This window comes from Streptomyces hokutonensis (genome assembly GCF_000376565.1).
Taxonomy (GTDB): Bacteria; Actinomycetota; Actinomycetes; order Streptomycetales; family Streptomycetaceae; genus Streptomyces; species Streptomyces hokutonensis.
On the sequence record NZ_BARG01000033.1, the window covers coordinates 160,914 to 183,783 of the forward strand.

Genomic DNA, 22,870 nt, shown 5'->3' on the forward strand with positions numbered 1-22,870 from the left:
CCGTCACCTCCGTTTCGCGGCTGCTGCCAAGGCCTTGAACTCGTCCCACCGGACCCGGGGACGAGTCAGGCCACGGCGCTCCAGATAGCGGGCGGTGGCGCGGCGGGTGTCGCGCAGGACGCGGAACGCGTCGGTCGGGCGGCCCGTGCCCATGGGTTCCACCACCTTGGTGGGGACCAGCAGCCAGCCGTCGCCCACGGCCTTCAGGGTGCCCCGGACCAGGGCGTTGTGCATGTTGTTCAGCTGCTCGTCGTGCCGGTGCACCAGGAGCGAGGCCGGGCCTTCGGTCGCCGCGCAGCCGGCGGGCACCTCCACCGCGAAGCCGTCCCCGGTCGGCACGGGCCGTGTGCGGGCGAGCACCGGTGCCCCGGACGTGTCGCGCGCGGCGAGCACCGCCGAGGAGAAACGGGCGAGTTGGGCCGCGCCCGGCAGCAAGTGCTCCGTCCCCGGGGCCTGTTGGTCCGACGCGGGGAGCGGCGGTCGTACGACGACCTGGTCCGGGGTCACGGTGATCAGGAGCCGGAGGTAGTACCAGGTCGTCAACGGCCGCAGGGGAGGGGAGACATAGGCCCTGCTGTGCGGCTGCCGTTCGAACAGCATCCGCCAGTAGTCTTCGGCTCCCTGAGGACCCGTCATGATCTCGTCGGGACACTCCGCACGGCCGCCGACGAAGATCTGCGGGGCGTGGTCGAGGCCGCTGCCGGTGGGGTCGGAGAAGAGGAGGGCGACACGGCCGTCCCGGCGGATGTTCAGCGCCTTCTGCGCGAAGGCCAGGGATGTGCTCAGCAGAAGCGTGCCGTCCTCCTGCCGCCGTACGGCGGTCGGCCAGGCCAGCGGTGTGCCGTCGCGGCCGAGGGTGACGAACTCGCAGGTGCGGTAGGCGTCCAGGACGTCGAGCGGCGCGGAGTCGAGAAGGGTCATCGGCTCTGCTCCCCGTCCAGCGGGCCGCGTATCGCCCGGCAGGCGGCGGCGTACTGGCGGCGGCCGACGGCCTTCCACAGCAGCCGGCCGACCAGCGGGGTCCTGCCGAGGAAGTACGCCTGCTCCTCGGGCGTGGCGTCCTCCAGGATCGCGCCGAGCGCGATCAACAGCCTGTTCCTGGGGATCCGTTCAAGACCGCGGCGTCCGACCAGGTCCCACTCCTCGACCGACAGATGCTCCGCGACCAGGGGCAGCACCAACTGCTCCTCGTCGGCGAGGTGTTCGAGCAGCACGGCCGAGTGCTGCTCCAGCGCGAGCGCCAACTCCTCACCGGCGACGGTGTCCGCCGCCCGCTCCCACGCGGCCGTCCACTCCGTCACGACCGTCAGGCTCACGTCGATCCGCTGGTGCTGCTCCTCCATACGGGCCACCAACCGGGCGTCCGGGGCCCGGTTTTGGAGGTGCGGCCAGATGAGCTCGTCCTCGACGGAGTGGTGGCTGTGCAGTCCCGCCACGTACTCGCGCAGATGGTCGGCGATCTTTTTCGCGCGGGCGGTGTCGCCGTCGGGGACGGCTCGTACCAGGCGGGGCAGATACGCCGACTCGCGGCGGAAGACGCGGTGGACCACGATCATCTCGTGGGTGTACGGACGCTCGGCCGTGGGAAGTTCGTCCGTCGTGCTGGTGGGTGACACGCTTGCTTGCTCCAACGATCGGATATCGGCAACAGCCTCCGAGGGTCGTACGACCCTCTTGGTGTTCACTTGGCGCCCTCGGCCGCAGGCTTGTGGGAAGGGCGTTTATCGTCCGTTGACCGGGCTTCGACACGGCTCGGGTAGATTCCCGCGCCGTGCTGCGTATTCGAGTCCTGGGTTCGTTGGGCGCCGATGACGAGGGGCGACCGGTAGAACTCGGTGCTCCACGCCAACGGGCCGTGCTGGCGCTGCTGATCGCGGCCCGCGGAACCGTCGTACCCGTCGACCGGATCGCGGACGCGCTGTGGCGCGGGGCACCGCCGAGCCGTGCCACGGTCTCCCTGCACACCTATGTGTCCCACCTGCGCCGCGCCCTCGAACCGGGCCGGCCGCCGCGCACCCCGGCGACCGTCCTGGTCACCGCTCCGCCCGGCTACGCCCTGCGGCTGCCCGAGGACGCGGTGGACGCCTGGCGCTTCGAGAGCTGGGTCGCCCGCGCCCGGCAGGCACCGGCCGAGGAGGCCCGCGCCCTGCTCGCCGAGGCGCTCGCCTGGTGGCAGGGCCCGGCCTTCGCGGAACACGCCGACGAGGCCTGGGCCGAGCCGGAAGTAACCCGCCTGACCGCGCTGCGCGCCGAGGCCCGTGAACTCGCCGTCGGCGCCGACCTGCGCACCGGCCGCCCCGCCGAGGCGGTACCGGCCGCCGAACTCCTCGTACGGGAAAGCCCGTTGCGCGAGGAGGGATGGCGGCTGCTCGCCCTCGCCCAGTGGGCCTGCGGACGACAGGCCGACGCCCTTGCCGCACTGCGGGGCGCGACCCGGGTCCTGCGCGAGGAACTCGGCTGCGACCCCGGCCAGGCACTGACCGAACTGGAACAGGCGGTACTGAACGGACGGCTCGACGTGCTGCGCGCACAGGTGCCGCACCGTGGTGAACCGCGCGCCGAGTCAAGCGCGTTGGTCGCCGGGCACGGCGAACACCGAGCGAGGGCTGGCGAGTTCGGTGGCGGAACCGGCCTCGTGCCCACCCACAGCGGTGAACCACGCGCCGGAGCCGCCCTCTTCGTGGGCCGTGACAGCGAGCTGCACGCGGTGGAGACCGCCGCGCGGGCCGCCCGGGGCCGGGGCGGTGTCGTGCTGGTCACCGGTGAGGCCGGGGTGGGCAAGTCCGCGCTGCTCGGGCGGGTCGAGGGACGGCTGCGGTCGGCCGGATGGACGGTGGTCGTCGGGCGGTGCCCGCAGTACGAGGGCGCGCCGCCCGCCTGGGCCTGGGCGGAGGCGCTCGGCGCGCTCGCCCGTGAACTGCCGCCCACCCGGCCCGACGAACTGGCCGTGCTGCTGCGCGAGCAGGACAGCGCGGCCGTCGCGACCCGGGACGAGGCGACCGCCGGCCGCTTCCGGATGCATCGCGCCTTCGCCGCCTGGCTCCGCGCGGCGGCCGGTGAGTTCCCCCTCGCCGTCGTCCTGGAGGACCTGCACCGGGCCGACGGCGAGACCCTCGCCCTGCTCGAAGCCGCGGCCACCGTCACCGGCGTACCCCTGCTCACCGTCGCCAGCTACCGGCCCGCCGAGGCGGGGGAGGACCTGGGCAAGACCCTCGCCCACCTCGCCCCCGTCGCACCGCGCCGCGTCGCGCTGACCGGTCTGCGCCCGCACGACGTAGCGACCGTCGTCGACGCCGTGTGCGGTGAACCCGTCGACGCCTGGACGGTCACGGCCCTCGCCGAACGGACCGGCGGCAACCCGTTCTACGTCCTGGAGAGCGCACGGCTGCTGTCCAGCGAGGGCGCCCTCGTCGCCGTCTCCGAGGTCCCGCAGGGCGTACGCGACGTCCTGCGCAGACGGCTCGCGCTGCTGCCCGCAGCCGCCCGCGCGGCCCTGCGGCTCACGGCCGTCGTGGGCCTGGAGGCCGACGCGGCCGTCCTGATCGACGCGGCCGACACCGACGAGGACACCGTGCTGGCGGGCCTCGACGCGGCCCTCGCCGCGGACCTGCTGACCGAGTCCGGCCCCGGACGCGTCCGGTTCGTGCACGCGCTGGTCCGCGACACCGTGTACACCGACCTGTCCGGCGTACGCCGGGCCCGCCTGCACGCCCGCGTCGCGCACGCGCTGCGCCGCCACCGCCCGCACGAACTCGCCGCCCTGGCGCACCACTTCGCCCACTCCGGCAGCACCGCGCACGCGCCCCTCGCCGTCGACTACGCGCTCCGCGCCGCCGAGGCGGCCGAACGGCGCTACGCCCACGACGTCGCCGTTGACCTGATCCAGCAGGCGATCGAGACCCGCGCGGCGGCCGACGGCCCGGCTCAACTGGAGGACACCGTAGGCCTGTTGGTGCGGCTGCTCGGCGCGCAGGTCAGGGCCGGTTCCACCGACGCGGCCCGCCGCACCCGGCAGTGTGCCGTCGAACTCGCCGAACAGGCCGACCGGGGCGACCTGGTGGCCGCGGTCTACGGCGCCTGGACCGAACCCTCGCCCTGGCGCAGCAGACTGGAGGGCTTCAGCGACCGGACCACACTGGAGCGCCTGGAACGGCTCGCAGCCGATCCCGGCCTCGACGACCCCACCCGCGCACGGGTGTTGCAGGTCTACGTCGAGGCGGTGGCGGCCGAGAACGCGCCCCAGGCCCTGGAAGCGGCCCGCACCCAACTGGAGTTGGCCCGGTCCAACGGCGAACCACGCCTGCTCGCCGCCGCGTTGATGACCTCGGCCAGGCTCCTGCCGCTGGAGACACAGGCCGCCGCGCGGACCCCGCTGGTCGCCGAACTCCGCCGGCTCGCCCACGCGCACGACCTGCCCGCCTACCGCTGGGTCCCCGAACACCTCGACGGCATGACCGCCGGCACGCTCAACGACCCCGCGGCGGTACGCCGGCACACCGAGCGGGGACTCGAACTCGCCCACCGCTACCGCATGGTGTGGGCGCAGGGCCTGGGCGTCGCGACCTCGGCCATGCTGGCGACGGTCGCCGGCCGCTTCGACGCGGCCGAGGCCGGGTACGCCGAGGCCGACGTCCTGCTGCGCCGCGTCGGCTCGCACCACGCCCGCGGACTGCGCACGCTGGGACTGACCACCATCCGGCTCGCCCAGGACCGGGTGGCCGAGATCGAACCGGTGATGCGGAAGGTCTACGAGACCGTCGGCGCCCCCTGCGGGGTGGCGCTCGCCCTCATCCTGGCCCGCCTCGGCAGACTGGACGAGTCACTCGCGGTGCGCTGCCCGCCGGAGCCCGTGACGGACCACCTGTACGGCTTGGAGCTCGACTTCCGCGCCCAACTCGCCGTGTTGCAAGGCGACTTGGACCTGGCGTCGGCACTGGTCCCGCAGCTGCTGCCGGTCCGGGACCAGCTCGCCGGCGCGGCCGGAGCCGCCTACGCGACCCGCCCCCTCGCCCACGCCCTCGCCGACCTGTACCGGCTCCTGGGCGAGGACGGTCCGGCGGCCGACCACTACACCCTGGCCGAGCGGACCGCCCTCGCCTGGGGCTCGGCCCACCTGGCCGACCGGGCCCGCGAGGCGACGGCGGCCCTGGCGGCAGCGCAGTCCAAACGCCGGACGTTCGCGACGTAGGAAGGGCGAGGAGCCGGCCCGTCATCCCTGGCCCGTCATCCCTGGCCGGTCAGCAGCCTGCGTGGGTTGGCGATGCGGAAGGCGTACGCCGCCGCTCCGCCCAGCCCGTGGCCCGGATGCCGCGGCGGCTCGGCGTACGGCCGGTCCGAGCCCTGGACCACGGCGTTCACACCGAGGGCGCGGACGGTCGCCTCGACGGCGGTCGGGCCGTAGGACGACGTCTCGACGAACACCCCGAGGTCGGCGTGCCCGGGTCCGCCGCCCCGGGCGGCCAGCCGTTCCCCGTGCAGCGGTGCGAGTCCGGCCAGCAGGGCGAAACACACCCGCAGGCGCGGGTGGCGCGGCCGGCCGAAGGCGTGGAAGGCGTACCAGGCGGCGTGCATCTGCTGGACGTACGGCACCATCGCGGGCCACCAGCCGGGGTCCGCCGGGGAACCCACCGCGGGCCCCGGGTGGACGAGGAGGGGGAGGTCGCGTTCTTCGAGCAGGTCGAGGAGCGGGGCGCAGCGGTCGTAACCGGCCGCGTCCGCAAGGGAGTTGGCGGGAAGCTGGAGACCGGCGAAGCCGCGGTCGAGGTCCTTGGCGGTCGCCGTCGCGTCGATGTCCCGCACACAGGCCGCGGCCCAGGCCCCGAACGGCTCGGGCAGTGCCGCCGCGCCGTCGTGGTACGCGTCGAGCAGCGGCCGTGCCTCGGCGGCGGGCAGCCACTCGACGCCGATCGGGGCCGACAGCGAGACGAGCACCCGGTCGAGACCGTCGGCGGCGGCGAGTTCCGCGCGCCGGGCGACGTCATGGTCGGCGGGCGATATCCCGAAGGGCGGTTCACCGTCCAGGAACAGGGTCCAGCCGTCCAGATACGGCGGTTCGCGGCGGGCGCGCAGAGCCGTCACCAGCGAAGGGGTCCACAGATGCTGGTGTACGTCGACATTGGTCATGTCGCTTCTCCCGCCAAGGCGTTGAGTGTGCCCGTCGACGACGACCACGGTCACCCATGGTCTCTCCCCATGTCCTGTCATGAGTGAACCTAGCGGCTCGGCCGGTGATGATCGAGTGGTGGGGAGCGGGGGCCGGGCGTACCGTCGAACGGTGAGCAATCCGGTGGGCGCGACCGTCCACCGTCCTCTCGCGAGTGCGAAGCACCATGAGCAGCGGCCCTCGGCAAGTCTCCCCAGCGCAGACCGCCACCACCCGGGACACGGGCGGTGGCGGAAACACCATGGCGCTGCTGGTGATCGCCTCCTGCCAGTTGATGGTGGTCCTCGACATCACCATCGTGAACATCGCGCTCCCGCACATCCAGAGCGCGCTGGGGTTCTCCACCACCAGCCTGGCCTGGGTCGTCAACGCCTACACCCTCACCTTCGGCGGTCTGCTGCTCCTCGGCGGCAGGGCGGGCGACATCCTCGGCCGGCGGCGCGTGTTCGTGTTCGGCGTGCTGCTCTTCGTACTCGCGTCGCTGCTCGGCGGGCTCTCCCAGAACTCCGGCGAACTCCTCGCCGCCCGTGCCCTCCAGGGCGTCGGCGGCGCCATCGCCTCACCGACCTCCCTCGCCCTCATCAGCACGACGTTCCGCGAAGGACCGGAGCGCAACCGGGCGTTCGGGGTCTTCGCCGGTGTCTCGGCGGGCGGCGGCGCGATCGGGCTGCTGATGGGCGGGATCCTCGTCGAGTGGCTGAACTGGCGGTGGGTGCTCTTCGTCAACGTGCCCATCGGACTGCTCATCGTCCTCGCCACCCCGCGCTGGATCCGCGAGTCCGAACGCCATCCCGGCCACTTCGACCTCACCGGCGCGCTGACCTCCACCGTGGGCATGGTGCTGCTGGTCTACGGCTTCATCCGGGCCGCGCAGGAGGGCTGGAGCGACTGGCTCACCCTGGCCTCGTTCGGTGCGGCCGTCGTCGTCCTCGCCCTGTTCGTCATGGTCGAGCGGCGCTCCCGGCAGCCGATCACCCCGCTGCACATGTTCCGCGACCGCAACCGGGCCGGGACGTACGGCATCATGCTCTGCCTCGCCGCGGCGATCTTCGGCATGTTCTTCTTCCTCACGCTCTTCGTGCAGGACGTGCTGGGCTTCAGCCCGCTCATGGCCGGCTTCGCCTTCCTGCCGGTCAGCGCGGTGATCGCGGTCGGCGCGGGCCTGGCCTCACGGTTCCTGCCGACCTACGGGCCCAAGCCGTTCATGGTGGTGGGCGCGATCCTCGCGGCCGGGGGCCTGTCCTGGCTGACGCTGACGGACGTCCACTCCACCTACGCGGGCAGTGTCCTCGGCCCGATGCTGGTGTTCAGCCTGGGCATGGGCATGGAGTTCGTCTCGCTGACCCTGATGGCGCTCTCCGACGTCCCCGTCCAGGAGACCGGCGCGGCCTCCGGACTCCTCAACGCCATGCAGCAGGTGGGCGGTTCACTCGGCCTGTCCATCCTGGTGACGATGTTCGGCACGGCCAGCAGGAACGAGGCGAAGGACCAGATCCCCGCGTTCCTCTCCCAGGCGACCCCGGCCGAACGGCTCCGCTTCCAGCACACCGGGCAGCTCCCGGGCACCTGGGGCGACCAGGTCCTCACCTCCGGAGCGTCGGCCGCCTTCGTCATGGCCGCGATCTTCACCGTGGTCGCCGCGCTGATCGCCGTGGTCGTCATCCAGGTCCGTCCGTCCGACCTGGAACGTCTCAAGGGCGGCACGGGAGTCGGACCGGTCTGAGCGTCAACTCCCGTGATACGGCGGCTCCTTCGGGATCCGCTGCTCGAACCACACCACCTTGCCCGTGCTCAGCCGCGTCGCCCCCCAGCGCTGCGCGAGCCGGTCCACTAGGAACAGTCCCCGGCCGCCCTCGTCGCCCGGCTCCGCCTCCCGCATCCGGGGCACCTGGGGCGAGTCGTCGGTCACCTCGCAGCGCAGCACGTCGGTGCGCAGCAGCCGCAGGGAGATCGGGCGCGAGGCGTACCGTACGGCGTTCGTGACGATCTCGCTGACCATGAGTTCCGTGGGGTCGAGCAGGGCGTCCAGGCCCCAGCGGCGCAGCACCCGGCGGGTCAGCCGGCGGGCCTGGCCCGCGGTGAGCGGGTGCGGGTCGAGGTGCCAGTAGCCGACGCTGTCCGGCGGGAAGCCCTCGAAGCGGGCGGTGAGCAGCGCGATGTCGTCGTCGCGCGGACCAGGCGCCAGTGCGGCGAGGATGCGGTCGCAGAGCCGCTCCAGCGAGGACAGGCGGTGTCCGTGCCTGGTGGACTGGAGGTGGGTGCGCAGGGCCTCGACGCCGGTCCCCACGTCCACGTCGCGGGACTCGACCAGGCCGTCGGTGTAGAGCACCAGGGTGGTGCCGGTGGGCGCGGGCATCTCCACCGACTCGAAGACGACTCCGCCGACGCCGATCGGGGCGCCCGGCGGGACCCGCAGGACCTCCGCGTGGCCGTTCGGGCGCAGCAGCACGGCGGGCGGGTGGCCGGCGTTGGCCATGAGGAGGCGGTGCGAGATCGGGTCGTAGATCGCGTACAGGCAGGTCGCGATGTGGTCGCTGCCCAGGCGCTGGGCCTGTTCGTCGAGGTGGTGCAGCACCTCGTGCGGGGGCAGGTCGAGACCGGCGAGGGTCTGCACGATGGTGCGCAGCTGGCCCATGATCGCGGCCGAGGTCATGGAGTGGCCCATCACGTCGCCGACGATCAGCGCGACCCGGTTGCCGGGCAGCGGTATCGCGTCGTACCAGTCGCCGCCGACCTGCGCGGTCTTCGACGCGGGCAGATAGCGGCTGGCCAGCTGCACACCGGTCGGTTCGGGCAGCGAGGACGGGAGCATCGTGTGCTGGAGGGTGTCCGCGACGGAGGCCTCGTGGCCGTACATCACCGCCTTCTGGACGCCGATCGCGGTGTGGGTGGCCAGCTGGGAGGCGACGAGGAGGTCGTCGCCGGTGAACGCGGAGCGGTCGGGGCGGCGCAGCAGCACGACCGTGCCCATGACGTGGTGGCGGCCGTGCAGCGGGGCGATGATCAGCCTCCGGCCCTGCGGCAGCGTCCCCGGCGCGCTCGCCGCGGGCCCCAGCAGCTCGGCCACCGCGGGCCCGATGTCGTCCGCGTCGCCGAAGGCCGGCTGTCCGGCCAGCAGCAGCTTCGCGAGCCGTCCGTCGAGCACCGGCTGTATCCGCTCGGTCACGTCCGCGTACTCGGCGTGCGGCATCAGCAGCGCGGTCCGCGCCTCCGGCGCCCGGTCGATGCTGTGCAGCTGCAGAACGACGGGCGCGGCCGACTTCTCGTCCCCGACGGGCAGCGGATCGTGCAGGTGGATGACGATCGCGTCGGCGAACGCGGGCACCGCCGCCCACCGCAACTCGCGCAGCGTCTCGTCCAGGTCCATTCCACGGGCGATCCGCCGGGTCGCCACGTCCAGGTACTGGAGCCGGTCGGTCTGCGGTACGGCTGCGAGAGGCACCCGGTCCCATCCCGGATCCGGCGGCGGGACCGGGGCCCGGCCGCTCGCCGGACCGCCTCGCCGGGCGGTTCCGGCGGGGCCTTCGCGGGGGCTGTGTGGCTCCGTCACGCTTCGTCCCGTCCACTGGTGCGGCCCAGGGCCGCCGGGTCGGTGCTACGGCCTCAGTCGCGCCGTCGGCAGCAGAGGAAGACCTGCTCCTCGGGCGGCACGTCGGCGACCGCCGGGGCGTAGGTGTAGGAGGTCTCCTTCACGATCTCGAAGCCCGCGTCGTCCAGGATCTTGTGCAGGTCGTCGAGGAGGTAGCCGGAGACCCTGATCGTGTTGCCGAGGAAGGGGATCGCGAAGTCGTCCACATGCGCCTCCACCATCGACAGGGCGAACAGACCGCCCGGGGTCAGCAGGTGGTGGATCGTGCGCAGGGCGAGGGGGATCTCCACGCGCGGCAGCATCAGCAGGGAGAAGAACGCGGCGACGCCTTCGAAACGGCCCAGGTCACTGGGGCCGCCCGGGCGCAGGTCGGCCAGGTCGAGCTGGTGGAACGTGCCGCCGGGGACGTATGTGCGGGCCAGTTCCACCATCCGCCGGGACAGGTCCACGCCCACGAGCTCGAAGCCCGCCTCCGCCAGCTGGCGGGCGGTCGGCACGCCGGTGCCGCTGCCGAGGTCCAGCACCCGGGAGCCCGGGGCGAGGGACTCGATCAGCCAGTCACCGGCGGCGATCTGGCCCTCCTTGTGCGGGAAGGCCTCGTCGTAGCGGTCCCCGATGGCGTCGAAGGCCTCGGCCTGACCCGAGCGGTCGAGCCGCAGGCTGCCGTAGTCGGCCCCGTCGTTCGCTCTGCTCACTGAAGTGGCCTTTCATCCGCGCATAGAGGATTGTCCCACAAGTGGGGAAAGTGCGTTTCAAGTGGGGGAACGCCGTGAGGGGTGCCCTGGGGCACCCCTCACGCGACGTCGGGGGCGAGGAAAGCGAACGGACTAAATTCATTAGGAAGATGAGAAGGAAGTCCGTTCATGGCCTCGCCGAAGCCGACGTTACCAGTCAGGCGGGGATCAGGTCGCGCAGATTTTCCAGGGTCACGATCCGCGAGCCCTCGGGCAGCCCGTCCGGGCGGCGCAGACCGACATACGTCACCGGACCGTCGTCCGGCACCGCCCCGCCGTCCCACAGCGTCACCTCGGTCGTCTCCCCGCTCATCAGGCCGACGAGATGCCGCACCGTGAGCTGCTCGCGCTCCACGATGCCGCGCAGCAGGTTCGCCACCGTCACCCGGTTCTCCTCCACCCGGTTCGCCGACGGGCTGCCCTTGAGATACAGGTGCAGCCACTTCGCCCGCCAGCGACCGTCCTCCCCGCGCAGGAACACCAGCGGCAGCGCGACCCGCCCCGCACCGCGCAGCTCCGACTTCATCCGCACGGTACGCGGCTCGAACGGCCGCCCCTGCTGCTCGCTCTCGCGCAGCATGAATCCGAAGAACGACTCCTCGACCTCCTCGAAGCCCTCGCCCGCGAAGATGTTGACCTGCGGCACGATGAACGCCCCGCGCACGGCACCCAGCCGCAGATTGATGAACTCCGAGGCCCCGTCCGGTGCTTCGACGATGTCACCGGAGTGCTCACCCTCGACATCGGTCAGCGAGGTGTACGACAACCAGGTGTTCGTCGAGTAGTCCGCGTTGAGCATCAGCGCCGACAGATCGAAGTCGGTGCGCTGCTCGGACTCCTTCCAGTACACGAAGAAGCGCAGCAACTCGCCCTCCACCGCCGACACGGACCCGCGCGGCAGCACCCCGAGCCCCGCCGCCGTCGCCTTCCCGCTCAACGGCAGGGCCACGTCGAGCACCTCCGGATCGACCAACAGCCGCTCCGCGGAAGGCAGTCGACGCCGCGTCTCGTCGTCGAGCGCGGCGATGAGCCGTTCCCGCTCCACCGGCCCTACGACCGTCCGCTCGTCGTCGGCCACCCAGGCACGGCCCCGCCGGTTCACGAACACCCGCAACTCCCCGGTCTCCCGGGCCCTGTTGTGCAGATGCTCGCGCACCGACAGCACCACCCGGCCGGACACCTCGGGCGCGACCTCCTCGGCGGCGGCCACCACGGCGTCCCGCTCCTCCTGCGTGAGCGCGGTGCGCAGCAGCCGGTCCAGCGCGCGGAACAGCTTGCCGGGCGCGGACCTCAGCAGCTTTACCGCCCCCAACACGTCGTTCTCCGCGAGGAGTGCCTCGACCCGCCCGTCGAACGACCGCGCTTTCAGCTCACCCCGCGCGACCGCGAACACCTCGGCGGCGTGCGGCCACTTCGGGTACTCGTGCGGGTGCAGCCGCTCACCGAGCCGCTTCCACTCCTCACGGTGGGCGGTCACGTCGGCGAGCTTGGCGGGCGCCGCGGCGACCACCGAGTCAAGCCCCGCGAGCAGGGCCCGGCGCACCGGACGCGACAGCGACTTGAAGCGGGTCGGCTCCGCGAGCGCCACATCGCCGTCCGACAGCGCGCAGGCCAGCCGCAGCACATCGGTGACGGTGTCCAGCAGGAGGTCCGAACCCGCCTTCAACCGGGCCTCGTTGACGACCGCGCGGTTCTCCCGGACCGGGATCGCCTCGGGCTGCGGCCCGTCGCCGCACCGCTCGGCCAGCGCCCGGAGATCACTCAGGTGCTCCTCGCTCAGCGGTGTGACGCTGCCCGCCAACTGCAGGTACAGGGCGGTGAGTTCATCAGCCAGGTCGCCGCCCGGGTGCAGCACCGTGATCCGGTCGCCCACCGCCGCGATCAACTCGTCCTGGGCGGCGAGCATTTCGGCGTACGTGTGCTGGTACCGGCCGTAGGTCGGCAGGTCGAGCAGGTTCACCACACCGGTCCGCAACTGCTTGAGCGTCGCGGCCGAGGTCTCCTCGTCGTAGAGCGCGGCGGCGACGCACGACATCCAGAAGTCCACCGTGTCGGGCACGTTGGCCGGGAAGTCGAGGAAGTAGACGTTGTGCCGGACGTGGTCGCCGACCATCGCGCGGACGGTCCGCAGGGTGCGGCCGGCGATCCGGACGACCGTCTCCCCGGCCAGCCCCGACAGCCGCTCCAGCAGTTCCGGGGAGAGCTTGAAGCCCACGGACAACAGCGCGGCGTCGAACTGCCGCGCGACGGTGGCGCCTTCACCCACGGGACCCGTGGGCGCGGGGACGCGGAGCGTGTGCCGGATGACCAGCGGTTCGAGTCGGTCGATCATTCCGACATGCTCCCAGAACCGAACAAGCGGGCGCATTCGGGTTTACGTCGCCAGGAGGTCAGCCGACCAGCCAGGCGTAGGCCCCCTGCGCGCTGAACTCCGCCTGGCCGCCCCGCAGCAGCAGTCCCGCCGTGCCGAACTCGGGGGCGTCGGCCTGCGCGGTCACGTACGGGATCGCGATGCAGCGCATGCCGGCCGCGTGCGCCGCCGCCGCGCCCGGAGCCGCGTCCTCCAGGACCACACAGTCGGCCGGAGCCGCCCCGAGCCTGCGCGCGGCCTCCAGGAAGACGTCCGGCGCGGGCTTGCCGTACGCCACCTCGTCCGCCGAGACCACGGTCCGCAGCACCGCGTCGAGCCCGGTCCCACTCAGGATCGCCTCGATCGCCTCCGGCGACGAACCCGAGGCCACGGCCATCGGCACCCCCTCGGCGGCCAGCAGCTCCACGAACTTCCGCATCTCCGGATACGCGTGCGTGGCGGCCCGGGCCAGCGCCAGATAGCGGCTGTTCGTCTCCGCGAGCAGCTCCTCCACCGGCGCCTTCAGCCCGTGGCGCTCTTTGAGGAGGGCGAGGCTCTCCTGGGTGCTGATGCCGACGAAGCGCTCGTGCTGCGCCCAGGTGAAGTCCGGGACGCCGTGGTCGGCGAGGGTCTGCCGGGTGGCTTCGTAGTAGTTCGGCTCGCTGTCCACGAGTGTTCCGTCGAGATCGAAGATGACCGAGAGGCCGCCGAGGTTGCTCATGACCTCAGGATGCCAAGGGTCACTTCCCGGCCGCGCGGCCTACCGCCTCCACCAGCGGCAGCAGGCGGTGCGGGACCCGCTCGCGCAACACCATCTCGGTACGCGTGCGCACCACCCCCGGCAGGCTGATCAGCCGCTGGATCACGTCCTCCAGATGACCGTTGTCCCGCGCCACGACCCGGGTGAGCAGATCCCCGCCACCCGTGATCGAGAACGCCTCCACGATCTCCGGTACGGCGGCCAGCGCGTCCCCCACCTCGTCGAGATGCCCCTGCGTGACCTCGATGTGCACGAACGCGAGCACCGGGTGACCGAGGGCGGCGGGGGACAGGGAAGGGCCGGTACCGGTGATCACCCCGTCCCGCTCCATCCGGTCCAGCCGGGCCTGGAGGGTGCCCCGGGCGACGCCGAGGAGCCGGGCGTACTCGCGCACGCTGGTACGCGGCTGCTCCAGGAGCAGTCGCAGGATGCGGGTGTCGAGTTCGTCCACGCTCATGGGTCATGACTGTACCAATGGCTCAATAACAATTGGCTGTGCCAATGGCCCAGTGATTCAGAGGTCACTTGAGCCAGCCTGCCGGGTGATGCTGTGATGGGCGCGTCGATGGCGCTGCGGACCTCCGCGGCGCCTTTTTCGTGGGCGTGCGCAAGGGGCGGGGAAGCAGTGCTGAAGCGGGTGTTCGTGGCTCCGGACCCGGGGCGGATACGGCTGCGGTTCGCCGCGCGGGCCGTCCTCGGCATCGGCCTGGCGGTGGCCGTCTGCGGCCTGACCGGACAGTCCCTCGCGGGCACCGTCACTGGTGGCCTCGCCGCGCTGCTCGCGTTGTTCACCGTCACGGACGCCACGGTGCGCGGACAGGCCGTCACCACCGCGCTGCTGCCCTGCGTGGGCCTCCCGGTGCTCGCCGCAGCCGCCGAACTGCACGCCTACCCCGTCGCCCGCGACCTCACCTTCCTCGCCGTGGTCGGCGCCGGCGTCTACGCCCGCCGCTGGGGACCGCGCGGCCACAGCCTCGGCGTGTTCGCGTTCATGACCTTCTTCGTGGCCCAGTTCCTGCACGCGACCACCGCCCAACTGCCCGCGCTCTACGCCGCCGTGGCCCTCTCCGTGCTCACCGCGGCGACGGTCCGCTTCGGCCTGTGGTGCTACGAACGCCGGCTGCCCCCGCCCGCCGTACCCGCCACGCCGGCCGGCCGCGGCCTGGCCCGGGTGACCACCCGACAGGCCGTCCAGGCGACCGCGGGCGCCGGATTCGCCCTGGTCGTCGGCCAGTTGGTGTCCGGTCAGCGCTGGTACTGGGCCGTCGGCGCCACCTGGTGGATCTTCGTCAACACCGCCTCACGCGGCGAGACCGTGGTCCGAGGCTTCCGCCGCGTCCTCGGCACGGTCCTCGGCATCGCGCTGGGCCTGCTGGTCGCCGTACCGGTCGCGGGCGCCCCCGTCGTGACCGCGATCCTGGTAGCCGCCTGCGTCTTCGGGATCTTCTACTCGGCCGCCGTCTCCTACACCTGGATGATGCTCTCGGTGACCTTGATGGCCGAGCTGCTCTACGGCCTCCTCGGCGTCCTGACCCCCGGCCTGCTGGCCCTGCGCTTCACCGAGACCGGCGTCGGCGCGCTCGGCGCCGTACTGGCCGTCCTGCTGGTGCTCCCGGTGACCACCCACACCACCACGGACGCCTGGATCCAACGCGCCCTGCGCTGCGTCCACACCTGCACCGCCGAGGCCACCGCCCGCCTGGCCGGTTCCGGCCGCGCCGACCCCGCCGAACGCATTACGGAGCTCGAACAACTCCTCGGCCGGGTACGGCTCTCCGTCGCGCCCCTCGTCCACCCGCTGAACCCGATGCTCGGCCGCAAACGCCGCGCCCGCCGGGTGCTGGCCCTGCTCGACGACTGCGCCCACGAGATCCGCGGCCTGGCCGTGGTGGCCGCCGACCCGCAGGCCTCCCACGACGCTCGCCTCGCCGCCGCGTGCCGTCGCGTCGAGACCGCGGTCGAGGCACTCACCGGAGGCGAGGTGTCACCGCTCACGGCGACTGTTGGCGGGCCGCCGACGGAACCGGCGCTGGCCCATTTGCACGGGCTGGAACGGGCCCTCGCGGAACTCGCGGCTCCGCTGCGGGCGGGATCGGGTTCGCGGCTCGTGGGCGCGTGAGCGGGTTCGGCCCGATGGGGGTGGGTCTCACGCGCCGGGTCTGCCCGGTCACCGCGTCGGGACCGCGGCTGAGGGCCCTCGCTGACGACGTGATGTCGCCGTTCGACGCCCCGTAGGCCGGGCTGCCGGTGGAACTCGCGCCGGCCCATCTGTACGGGTTGGAGCGGGCTCTCGCGGCCTTCGCGGGTCCGCTGCGGGTGCGGTCGGGTTCGCGACTCGTCGGGGCTTGAGCGGGTTCGGCCCTGTGAGGGTGGGTCTCACGCGCCGGGTCTGCCCGGTCACCGCGTCGGGACCGCGGTTGAGGCCCTCGCTGACGGCGTGATGTCGCCGTTCGACGCCCCGTAGGCCCGGGCTGCCGGTGGAACTCGAGCCGGCCCATCTGTACGGGTTGGAGCGGGCTCCCGCGGCATTCGCGGGTCCGCTGCGGGTGCGGCCCGGTTCGGGCTCGTCGGGGTTTGAGCGGTTCGGCCCGGTGGGGTGGCGGCCGCGGCACGACGCGCCTGTCCGGCCAATCCGCGTCGGCCCATCTGTACCGGCTGGAACGGCCCCGCGCCGAACTTGCCCAGCCTTGCGTGCGCGGTCCGACAGGTTCTGCTGAGACAGACTCCGCGCTTTGGTCTAGACCGCTGATGATCGACTGCTACCGTCACCCCGGACAGCACTGAACCGAGAGGGGACAGCGGTGACAGACGGCGGCGGGCGGCAACGGCGGGCCTTCATCGGGTCGTTCACGGCGGCGGGCGGTCCCGGTGTCGTCGTGGTGGCCGTGGACGCGCACAGCGGTGCACTGACCGTCCTGAGCAGTGTCGACGGCGTCCCCGACCCCTCGTATCTGGCCCTGGCGCCCGAGGGGGACACCCTCTACGCGGTCAGCGAGACGGACGAGGGTGCGGTGGCCGCGTACCGCGTCAACGGCGACAAGCCCGAACCGCTCGGCCCGCCGGTGCGCCTCGGCAGCGCAGGACCGACCCACCTGAGCCTGTACGCGGGGCACGTCCTGACCGCCGACTACGGCTCCGGCAGCGTCACCGCCGTGCCGGTCCGCCCCGACGGCACCCTGGCGGACCGCCCCTCCGGACAGCTCCGGCACACCGGCTCGGGCCCGCACGAACTGCGCCAGCAGGGTCCGCACGCCCACCAGATCCAGCCCGACCCCAGCGGCCGTTGGGCCGTCGGCATCGACCTCGGCACCGACTCCGTGCTGGTGTGCACGCTGGACGACGGGCGCCCCGTACTGCACCGCGAGATCGCCCTCAGACCCGGTTCGGGCCCCCGCCATCTCGCCTTCCACCCCGACGGCGACCGCGCCTACGTCCTCAACGAACTCACCCCGACCGTCACCGCCTGCCGCTGGGACGCCGAACGCGGCGCACTGAAACCGCTGGCCGAGACCCCGGTACTGCCGGGCGCCCCGGTCGGCGACGCCGCCTACCCCTCCGGCATCGTCACCTCACCGGACGGCCGCTTCGTCTGGACGGCGACCCGCGGCGAGGACGTGCTGTCCGTGCTCGCCGTCGAGGGGGAGGGGCTGCGCCTGGTCGGGACGGTGCCCTGCGGGGGCCACTGGCCGCGCGCCCTCGCCGAGGCCGACGGACACCTGTACGTGGCGAACGAGCGGTCCGGAGACGTGACTTGGTTCGCCGTCGACCCCGTCACCGGCGTTCCGCGCCCCGGCGGCTCGATCGACGTGACCGCCGCGTCCTGCGTGGTGTTCGACTGACCCCACGGCCGTGTCCACGGCATGCCGAAGGGCCCACTCCCGCGTGAGGAGGGGCCCTTTCGGCGCTACGGCGTTACACGTGCCAGGCCGGGCCAAGCCGGACCGGATCGGGTCAGCGAACCGGTGCACCCTGCTGCTGCGGCGGGGCGATACCCAGCGCCGTCGTGTACTTGGCGAGCGCGAGCTTGCCGATCGCCGGATACGGGCCGAGCGCCTCGGCGGCCGAGCAGCCCGCCTCGGCGGCCGCGGCCTGGAGCAGACCCGGGTCGATCTCGGGGCCGATCAGGTAGGGCGCCAGGGCCAGTTGCTGCGAGCCGGACCCGCGCAGCTGCTCCGCGATGGCCGCGATCGAACCTTCCTGGTCCAGCGCCGCCGCCATCACCGGCACGGCGAGACGCGCGGCGAGCAGCATGCCGGTGATACCGGCCGCCTGCACGGCCTCCTCGCCGCCCACGGAGGCGAGGATGATGCCGTCCGCGGCGGTCGCCACGGTGAACAGCCGGGCCCGGTCGGCACGGGCGAGACCCGCCTCGGAGAGCCGTACGTGGAGTGCTTCGGCGAGCAGCGGGTGCGGGCCGAGCGAATCGGTCAGGTCGGCCGCGACGCGGCTGTCCATGACGGCCTGGCGGACCTGGCGCAGCAGCGCGCTGTCCGGACCGGCGAGCAGCGGCACGACGACGGCGACGGGACCGTCGGGCTCCTTGACGTCGGCACCGGCGGCCTTGGCCCGCTCGAAGCGGGCGGTGCGCTCCTCGGCCGCGTGCGCGAGCACGGCCGTCAGCGTGGGGAACTCGGCGTCGTCCCCGTCGAGGTAACCGATGCGCCCGTCCAGACCGGGCAGCTCGGAGCGCGCGATGCTCACGACCTCCTCGGCGAGGCTGCGCGTGGCGGCGCTGGGCGTGCCCGGAACGGCGAGCACCAGCGCGGGCGCGCCCTCGGGAGCCGCCAGCGGCTCGGGTCGGCGGTGCCGCCCGGGCTGGCGAGGTCGCGGCATTCGTACTGGCAGGCCGGACGCGGGCCCAGTGGGGGAGCTCATGGCGAGGCATGTTACTGGCTTCTTGGGCTCCCCTGTTCGGGGAGGGTGCAGGTGAGCGGTATCCGTCCTGTTTTGTCTGATGAGTTACGTACGGATCAGAAGTGATCACCTTGGCCCGCCACGCCCACCACGTGCACCATCACGCCGTCGGCCGGCAGGGTGAGCGCGTCCGCCGCGAGGTCGCGCGCGATCCGTACGGCACCGTCCAGCGGATCGCCCGCCGCCGCGACGAGTCGCGCGTGCGGCAGCCGTTTCGCCAACTCCTCGCGCACGGGTACGAGGAGGGGGGCGCCCATCCGGAACAGGCCACCGGTGAGGGCGACCTGAGGCTCGCCGGCCGTCGGGCAGACCGCGGCCGCCGACTCGGCCATGTGCCGGGCCGCGGCACGCAGAATGCCCGCCGCCACCGGGTCGTCCGGGGCGCACTGGGCGACCCGGGGCGCGAAGGAGGCGAGTACGGCGGGACGGTCCGGCCGTGGGTAGAGCTTGCCGGGCAGTCCGGACATCGGCCCGAACTGCTCCTCCGCGCAGGCCAGCAGCGGCACCGAACCGCCGTCCCGCCCGTCGTACGCCCGCAGCGCCGCCTCCAGCCCGGCCCGCCCGATCCACGCCCCGCCGCCGCAGTCGCCCAGCAGATGTCCCCAGCCGTCGGCCCGCCGCCAGCCGGTGAGATCGGTGCCGATCGCGATGAGTCCCGTACCGGCCGCGACCACGGCACCGGGCCGTATCCCGAGGGCACCGACATAGGCGCTCACGGCATCGGCGACGAGCGCGACCGCCCGCACCCCGAACTCCCGCGCCAGAGCCCCCGGCAACTCCTCCCGCAACCCGTCTCCAAGGGTGGCGAGCCCGGTGGCCCCGATGACGGCCGTACCCCACTCGGCATGCCCGGCATCACCGGCCAACTCCCGCACCATGGGGGCCAGTTGCTCCATGAAATGCCCGGCGTCGATCCCCCGCGCACCGGTCCACACCGGCTCCCCGGACACGAGCGGCACGGACACCGGACGCCCGACTTCCCCCACGACGACCCGCAGCCCGGAACCCCCGGAGTCCACGGCGAGGAATCCGGCGCGGGTGTCCTGTGCGGGGGGTGCCGGTGGAGGCACCGCGAAAGGAATCGCGGAGGGAGCCGGCTCGGGGAGCCTGCCCGACGCACTCCCGGCGGCTGTGCCCGCCCCGGCGGTGCCGCCAAGGGACACCTGACCGCCGGGAATCCCCTCAGCGCTGCTTCTGGCATCGGCGGCCCGGCTGAAGGACACCGTCCCATCCGGAACGCCGGCCTCGGCGGACCGGGCCAAGGACACCGGTCCGTCCGAGGGTCTCGTGGCGCTGCTTCTGGTCTCAGCCGACGGGCCAACGGAAATCGGCCCCTCCGAAGTCCCCTCGGCGTTGCCGCCGGCCCCGGCAGCCCCGCCCGCGGAAACCGTTCCGTCCGGCACCCCCGCTGATTCCGCCGCCCCGTCCGAACCGGTGTCCCCCGGACCGGTCGTCACGGCAGGCGCCAGTCCACCGGTTGTCCTCCCTGCCGGACCAGCAGGTCGTTGGCGCGGCTGAAGGGGCGGGAGCCGAAGAAGCCGCGGTCGGCCGACATCGGGGACGGGTGGGAGGACTCCACCGAGGGCAGGTCGCCGAGGAGCGGGCGCAGGTTGCGGGCGTCGCGGCCCCACAGGATGGACACCAGCGGCTTGCCGCGCGCGGCCAGCGCTCGTATCGCCTGCTCGGTGACCTCCTCCCAGCCCTTGCCGCGGTGGGCGGCCGGGCTGCGCGGGGCAGTGGTGAGCGCCCTGTTGAGCAGCAGCACCCCCTGCTGACTCCACGGCGTCAGATCACCGTTGGACGGCTGGGGCAGCCCCAGGTCCGTGTTCAGCTCGCGGTAGATGTTGAGCAGGCTCGGCGGCAGCGGACGTACCTCGGGGGCCACCGAGAACGACAGCCCCACCGCGTGCCCCGGCGTCGGGTACGGATCCTGTCCGACGATCAGGACGCGGACGTCGTCGAAGGGCTGCTGGAAGGCCCGCAGGACATTCGGTCCGGCCGGTAGATAGGTGCGCCCGGCGGCAATTTCCGCGCGCAGGAAGTCCCCCATCTCGGCGACGCGTCCGGCCACGGGTTCCAGGGCTTTCGCCCAGCCCGGTTCGACAATCTCATGCAACGGTCGTGGTGCCACGGGCGTCACCCTACTGCCGTACACGGCTCGACGATCAACCGGTGGCCCGGGCCCGATCGAGAACGACCGGACCGTGGGCCCGCGTGAACGAAGCCTCCCCATAAGGCAGTTGCCCACTGGGCGGTTCCGGCGCCCGAGGCCGATGCCGACGTGCGCGGGGGAGTTCCCGTCCTCATGCGATCACCGCGGCGCGCACGCACAGCACATCGGGGAGGTGGGACGCCAACTGCCGCCAGCTGTCCCCGTCGTCGTCCGACGCGTACACCTCGCCGTTGCGATTGCCGAAGTACACGCCCGCCGGGTCCGCGCCGTCCGTGCACATCGCGTCGCGCAGCACCGTGCCGTAGTGGTCCTCGGCCGGAAGCCCCGCCGACAACGCCTCCCAGCTCCGGCCCGCGTCGGCCGTACGGAAGACCCGGCACCGGTGTCCGGCGGGCACCCGGTCCGCGTCCGCGTTGATCGGGAACACATAGGCGGTGTCGCCGCGATGGGGATGGGCCGCCGCCGCGAAGCCGAACGTGGACGGCAGCCCCTCGCCGATGTCCGTCCAGTGCGCGCCCGCGTCGTCGCTTCGGTACACCCCCCAGTGGTTCTGCAGATACAGCCGGTCCGGGGTCGCCGCGTCCTGCGCGATCTTGTGCACGCACTGGCCGAACTCCGGGTTCGGATCCGGCAGGAACACCGCGGAGACACCGGAGTTGGACGGCTCCCAGCTCGCGCCCCCGTCACGGGTGCGGAAAACTCCGGCAGTCGAGACGGCGACCGTCACGGCCTTCGGGTCGCGCTCGTCGGTGAGGACGGTGTGCAGCCCCTCCCCGCCGCCACCCGGCACCCAGCGCGAGCGGGTGGGGTGCTCCCAGAGGGGACGGACGAGGTCGAAGCTCTCACCGCGGTCCTCGGAGCGGTACAACGCGGCCGGTTCCGTACCCGCGTACACCACGTCCGGTTCCGCCGCGGCCGGGTGCAGTTGCCACACCCGCTCCAGTGAAGCCCCCGTGTCCTTGGGGAACTTGACGGCCGGCTCCTCCGGCTCGACCCACGTACGCCCCAGGTCGTCGGAGTGGAACACGGACGGACCCCAGTGGGCGCTGTCACCACCGGCCAGCAGTCTCGGCATGTGGCCCCGTGTGTCGATCGCGACCGAATACAGCGCCTGCGCGTTGAAGTACGGACTCTCGTCGAACTCCCAGATTCCACCCCGCCTGCGCCCGATGAACAGGCCTTTTCGCGTGCCCACCGCGAGCAGCACCTCTGTCATGACGATCACCTCCACCGCGTTTTTGGCCATTTCGCCCCCTCACCCGCCAGTCTGCACCCCACCACTGACAGTCACCCCCGGAACGGACGTCACCGCAGGTCAGCGCCACGATCCGGGCCCGAGGGACGGATCCCGGGGACGCCTCTCGCGAAAAGCCCGCGAACACCTCGTCAGCCATGGGACCGTCGAGTCGGGGTATTCGTCGTGAGCATCGAGGGGACGTCTCCCGTATGGGAGGTCGGTTCGGCATGTCAGTGCGTTCATGAGGAGGATGCCTTCGATGGCGTTCCGAGGTCCGAAGGTGTGGCTGTGGCGGTGGCGGCGCAATCCGCTCAAGCGCCGCGCCGATGCGGTGGAGTCGTGGATCGTGCTCGGCGCCTGGCTGATCACCGTCCTGGCAGGCGTGCTGGCCGGTCTGACGGCGACCCGGTCCGTCGAACACGAACTGGCCCAGGAACGCGTCGAGTGGAAACCGGTGGTGGCACTGGTGACCCAGGACGCGCCCGGCCCCTCCCCGGCCAACTCCGGGAGAACGAACAGCGAACTCGTCTGGGCGAAGGTCCGCTGGACGGCCGTGGACGGCTCCTCGCACACCGGCCAGATCCGTGTCCCCTCCGGCAGCGGCATCGGCACTCCGGTGACCATCTGGACCGACCCGCGGGGCCATCTGGTCACCAAGCCCGCCACCGCGTCCCAGGCCCAGTTGCGGGCGGCGCTGATCGGCACCCTGCTGGGAATGGGCGCGGCGGCCGTCCCCTTCATCAGCGCGCGCGCCCTCCGCATCCGGCTGGAACGCCGGCGCATGGACCAGTGGGACGAGGAGTGGGCACGTTTCGGCCCGCTGTGGAGCCGTAAGACGGGCTGAGGAGTACGAGCCGACCGCCCGGCACGACATGAGCGCCCCGGCACGCAGGTCGCTGCGGGGGCCCTCGTTGTGCCCGTCACCGCTCCACGCTGTACGACCGCCCGTC

At 72.6% G+C, this 22,870-nt stretch carries 17 protein-coding genes; 5 read left to right on the plus strand and 12 right to left on the minus strand.

Annotated features, from left to right (window positions below; all coding sequences use genetic code 11):
* Positions 1–3 precede the first annotated feature (3 nt).
* Both SSP08S_RS20000 and SSP08S_RS20005 read right to left on the minus strand, forming a co-directional pair.
* Positions 4–921 (minus strand): pyridoxamine 5'-phosphate oxidase family protein, encoded by a 918-nt coding sequence (locus SSP08S_RS20000; protein ID WP_019069399.1) that lies wholly within the window; start codon positions 919–921, stop codon positions 4–6.
* Positions 918–1,616, minus strand: coding sequence for a hemerythrin domain-containing protein (locus SSP08S_RS20005; protein WP_019069400.1), 699 nt, complete (start codon positions 1,614–1,616; stop codon positions 918–920). The genes SSP08S_RS20000 and SSP08S_RS20005 overlap by 4 nt, the downstream gene beginning before the upstream one ends.
* A 155-nt stretch (positions 1,617–1,771) precedes the next feature.
* Here SSP08S_RS20005 and SSP08S_RS20010 point away from each other — a divergent pair, with 155 nt between their 5' ends.
* The gene (locus SSP08S_RS20010) at positions 1,772–5,188 is read left to right on the plus strand and encodes an ATP-binding protein (RefSeq protein WP_026178656.1); all 3,417 of its coding nucleotides are present in this window, start codon (positions 1,772–1,774) and stop codon (positions 5,186–5,188) included.
* 35 nt (positions 5,189–5,223) lie between these two features.
* Here the strand turns inward: SSP08S_RS20010 and SSP08S_RS20015 are convergent, their stop codons facing one another.
* Positions 5,224–6,123 carry an amidohydrolase family protein gene (locus tag SSP08S_RS20015; RefSeq protein WP_019069402.1) on the minus strand — a complete coding sequence of 300 codons (900 nt, stop codon included), beginning with the start codon at positions 6,121–6,123 and terminating at the stop codon, positions 5,224–5,226.
* A 281-nt stretch (positions 6,124–6,404) separates the two neighbouring features.
* Here SSP08S_RS20015 and SSP08S_RS20020 point away from each other — a divergent pair, with 281 nt between their 5' ends.
* A complete protein-coding gene (locus tag SSP08S_RS20020) occupies positions 6,405–7,886 on the plus strand; it encodes an MFS transporter (protein ID WP_019069403.1) in 1,482 nt (493 codons plus the stop codon).
* Between the two features lie 3 nt (positions 7,887–7,889).
* Here SSP08S_RS20020 and SSP08S_RS20025 read toward each other — a convergent pair whose 3' ends face one another.
* The 5 genes from SSP08S_RS20025 to SSP08S_RS20045 form a co-directional block, all read right to left on the minus strand.
* Positions 7,890–9,605 (minus strand): SpoIIE family protein phosphatase, encoded by a 1,716-nt coding sequence (locus tag SSP08S_RS20025; protein ID WP_019069404.1) that lies wholly within the window; start codon positions 9,603–9,605, stop codon positions 7,890–7,892.
* A gap of 161 nt (positions 9,606–9,766) precedes the next feature.
* Positions 9,767–10,447 carry a class I SAM-dependent DNA methyltransferase gene (locus tag SSP08S_RS20030; RefSeq protein WP_019069405.1) on the minus strand — a complete coding sequence of 227 codons (681 nt, stop codon included), beginning with the start codon at positions 10,445–10,447 and terminating at the stop codon, positions 9,767–9,769.
* A 196-nt stretch (positions 10,448–10,643) separates the two neighbouring features.
* The gene (locus SSP08S_RS20035) at positions 10,644–12,818 is read right to left on the minus strand and encodes a TerD family protein (RefSeq protein ID WP_019069406.1); all 2,175 of its coding nucleotides are present in this window, start codon (positions 12,816–12,818) and stop codon (positions 10,644–10,646) included.
* Positions 12,819–12,876: 58 nt separating this feature from the next.
* Complete coding sequence (locus tag SSP08S_RS20040; RefSeq protein WP_019069407.1) at positions 12,877–13,557, minus strand: HAD family hydrolase; 681 nt, start codon at positions 13,555–13,557, stop codon at positions 12,877–12,879.
* 19 nt (positions 13,558–13,576) lie between these two features.
* Positions 13,577–14,053: an Lrp/AsnC family transcriptional regulator gene (locus SSP08S_RS20045; RefSeq protein WP_019069408.1), complete on the minus strand. Its 477-nt coding sequence runs from the start codon at positions 14,051–14,053 to the stop codon at positions 13,577–13,579.
* Positions 14,054–14,221: 168 nt separating this feature from the next.
* Here SSP08S_RS20045 and SSP08S_RS20050 point away from each other — a divergent pair, with 168 nt between their 5' ends.
* Both SSP08S_RS20050 and SSP08S_RS20060 read left to right on the plus strand, forming a co-directional pair.
* Entirely contained in the window at positions 14,222–15,715 is a 1,494-nt protein-coding gene (locus SSP08S_RS20050) for an FUSC family protein (protein ID WP_019069409.1), read from the plus strand.
* A gap of 682 nt (positions 15,716–16,397) precedes the next feature.
* Positions 16,398–17,435 (plus strand): lactonase family protein, encoded by a 1,038-nt coding sequence (locus tag SSP08S_RS20060; protein WP_019069411.1) that lies wholly within the window; start codon positions 16,398–16,400, stop codon positions 17,433–17,435.
* Between the two features lie 112 nt (positions 17,436–17,547).
* Here the strand turns inward: SSP08S_RS20060 and SSP08S_RS20065 are convergent, their stop codons facing one another.
* The 4 genes from SSP08S_RS20065 to SSP08S_RS20080 form a co-directional block, all read right to left on the minus strand.
* Positions 17,548–18,471 (minus strand): sirohydrochlorin chelatase, encoded by a 924-nt coding sequence (locus tag SSP08S_RS20065; protein WP_078532466.1) that lies wholly within the window; start codon positions 18,469–18,471, stop codon positions 17,548–17,550.
* 95 nt (positions 18,472–18,566) lie between these two features.
* Positions 18,567–19,580 carry an N-acetylglucosamine kinase gene (locus SSP08S_RS20070; RefSeq protein WP_051105936.1) on the minus strand — a complete coding sequence of 338 codons (1,014 nt, stop codon included), beginning with the start codon at positions 19,578–19,580 and terminating at the stop codon, positions 18,567–18,569.
* Between the two features lie 383 nt (positions 19,581–19,963).
* Entirely contained in the window at positions 19,964–20,641 is a 678-nt protein-coding gene (locus tag SSP08S_RS20075) for a uracil-DNA glycosylase (RefSeq protein WP_026178657.1), read from the minus strand.
* Between the two features lie 172 nt (positions 20,642–20,813).
* Positions 20,814–21,899 (minus strand): WD40/YVTN/BNR-like repeat-containing protein, encoded by a 1,086-nt coding sequence (locus SSP08S_RS20080; RefSeq protein ID WP_051105946.1) that lies wholly within the window; start codon positions 21,897–21,899, stop codon positions 20,814–20,816.
* A gap of 280 nt (positions 21,900–22,179) precedes the next feature.
* Here SSP08S_RS20080 and SSP08S_RS20085 point away from each other — a divergent pair, with 280 nt between their 5' ends.
* Positions 22,180–22,764 carry an Rv1733c family protein gene (locus SSP08S_RS20085; RefSeq protein WP_019069416.1) on the plus strand — a complete coding sequence of 195 codons (585 nt, stop codon included), beginning with the start codon at positions 22,180–22,182 and terminating at the stop codon, positions 22,762–22,764.
* Positions 22,765–22,870 lie beyond the last annotated feature (106 nt).

Excerpts from the sequence above, each read along its gene's own strand:
- SSP08S_RS20000 (WP_019069399.1), bottom strand. The coding sequence starts at position 921 with ATGACCCTTCTCGACTCCGCGCCGCTCGACGTCCTGGACGCCTACCGC.
- SSP08S_RS20015 (WP_019069402.1), bottom strand. The coding sequence starts at position 6,123 with ATGACCAATGTCGACGTACACCAGCATCTGTGGACCCCTTCGCTGGTG.
- SSP08S_RS20020 (WP_019069403.1), top strand. The coding sequence starts at position 6,405 with ATGGCGCTGCTGGTGATCGCCTCCTGCCAGTTGATGGTGGTCCTCGAC.
- SSP08S_RS20035 (WP_019069406.1), bottom strand. The coding sequence starts at position 12,818 with ATGATCGACCGACTCGAACCGCTGGTCATCCGGCACACGCTCCGCGTC.
- SSP08S_RS20040 (WP_019069407.1), bottom strand. The coding sequence starts at position 13,557 with ATGAGCAACCTCGGCGGCCTCTCGGTCATCTTCGATCTCGACGGAACA.
- SSP08S_RS20045 (WP_019069408.1), bottom strand. The coding sequence starts at position 14,053 with ATGAGCGTGGACGAACTCGACACCCGCATCCTGCGACTGCTCCTGGAG.
- SSP08S_RS20065 (WP_078532466.1), bottom strand. The coding sequence starts at position 18,471 with ATGAGCTCCCCCACTGGGCCCGCGTCCGGCCTGCCAGTACGAATGCCG.
- SSP08S_RS20080 (WP_051105946.1), bottom strand. The coding sequence starts at position 21,899 with ATGACAGAGGTGCTGCTCGCGGTGGGCACGCGAAAAGGCCTGTTCATC.
- SSP08S_RS20085 (WP_019069416.1), top strand. The coding sequence starts at position 22,180 with ATGGCGTTCCGAGGTCCGAAGGTGTGGCTGTGGCGGTGGCGGCGCAAT.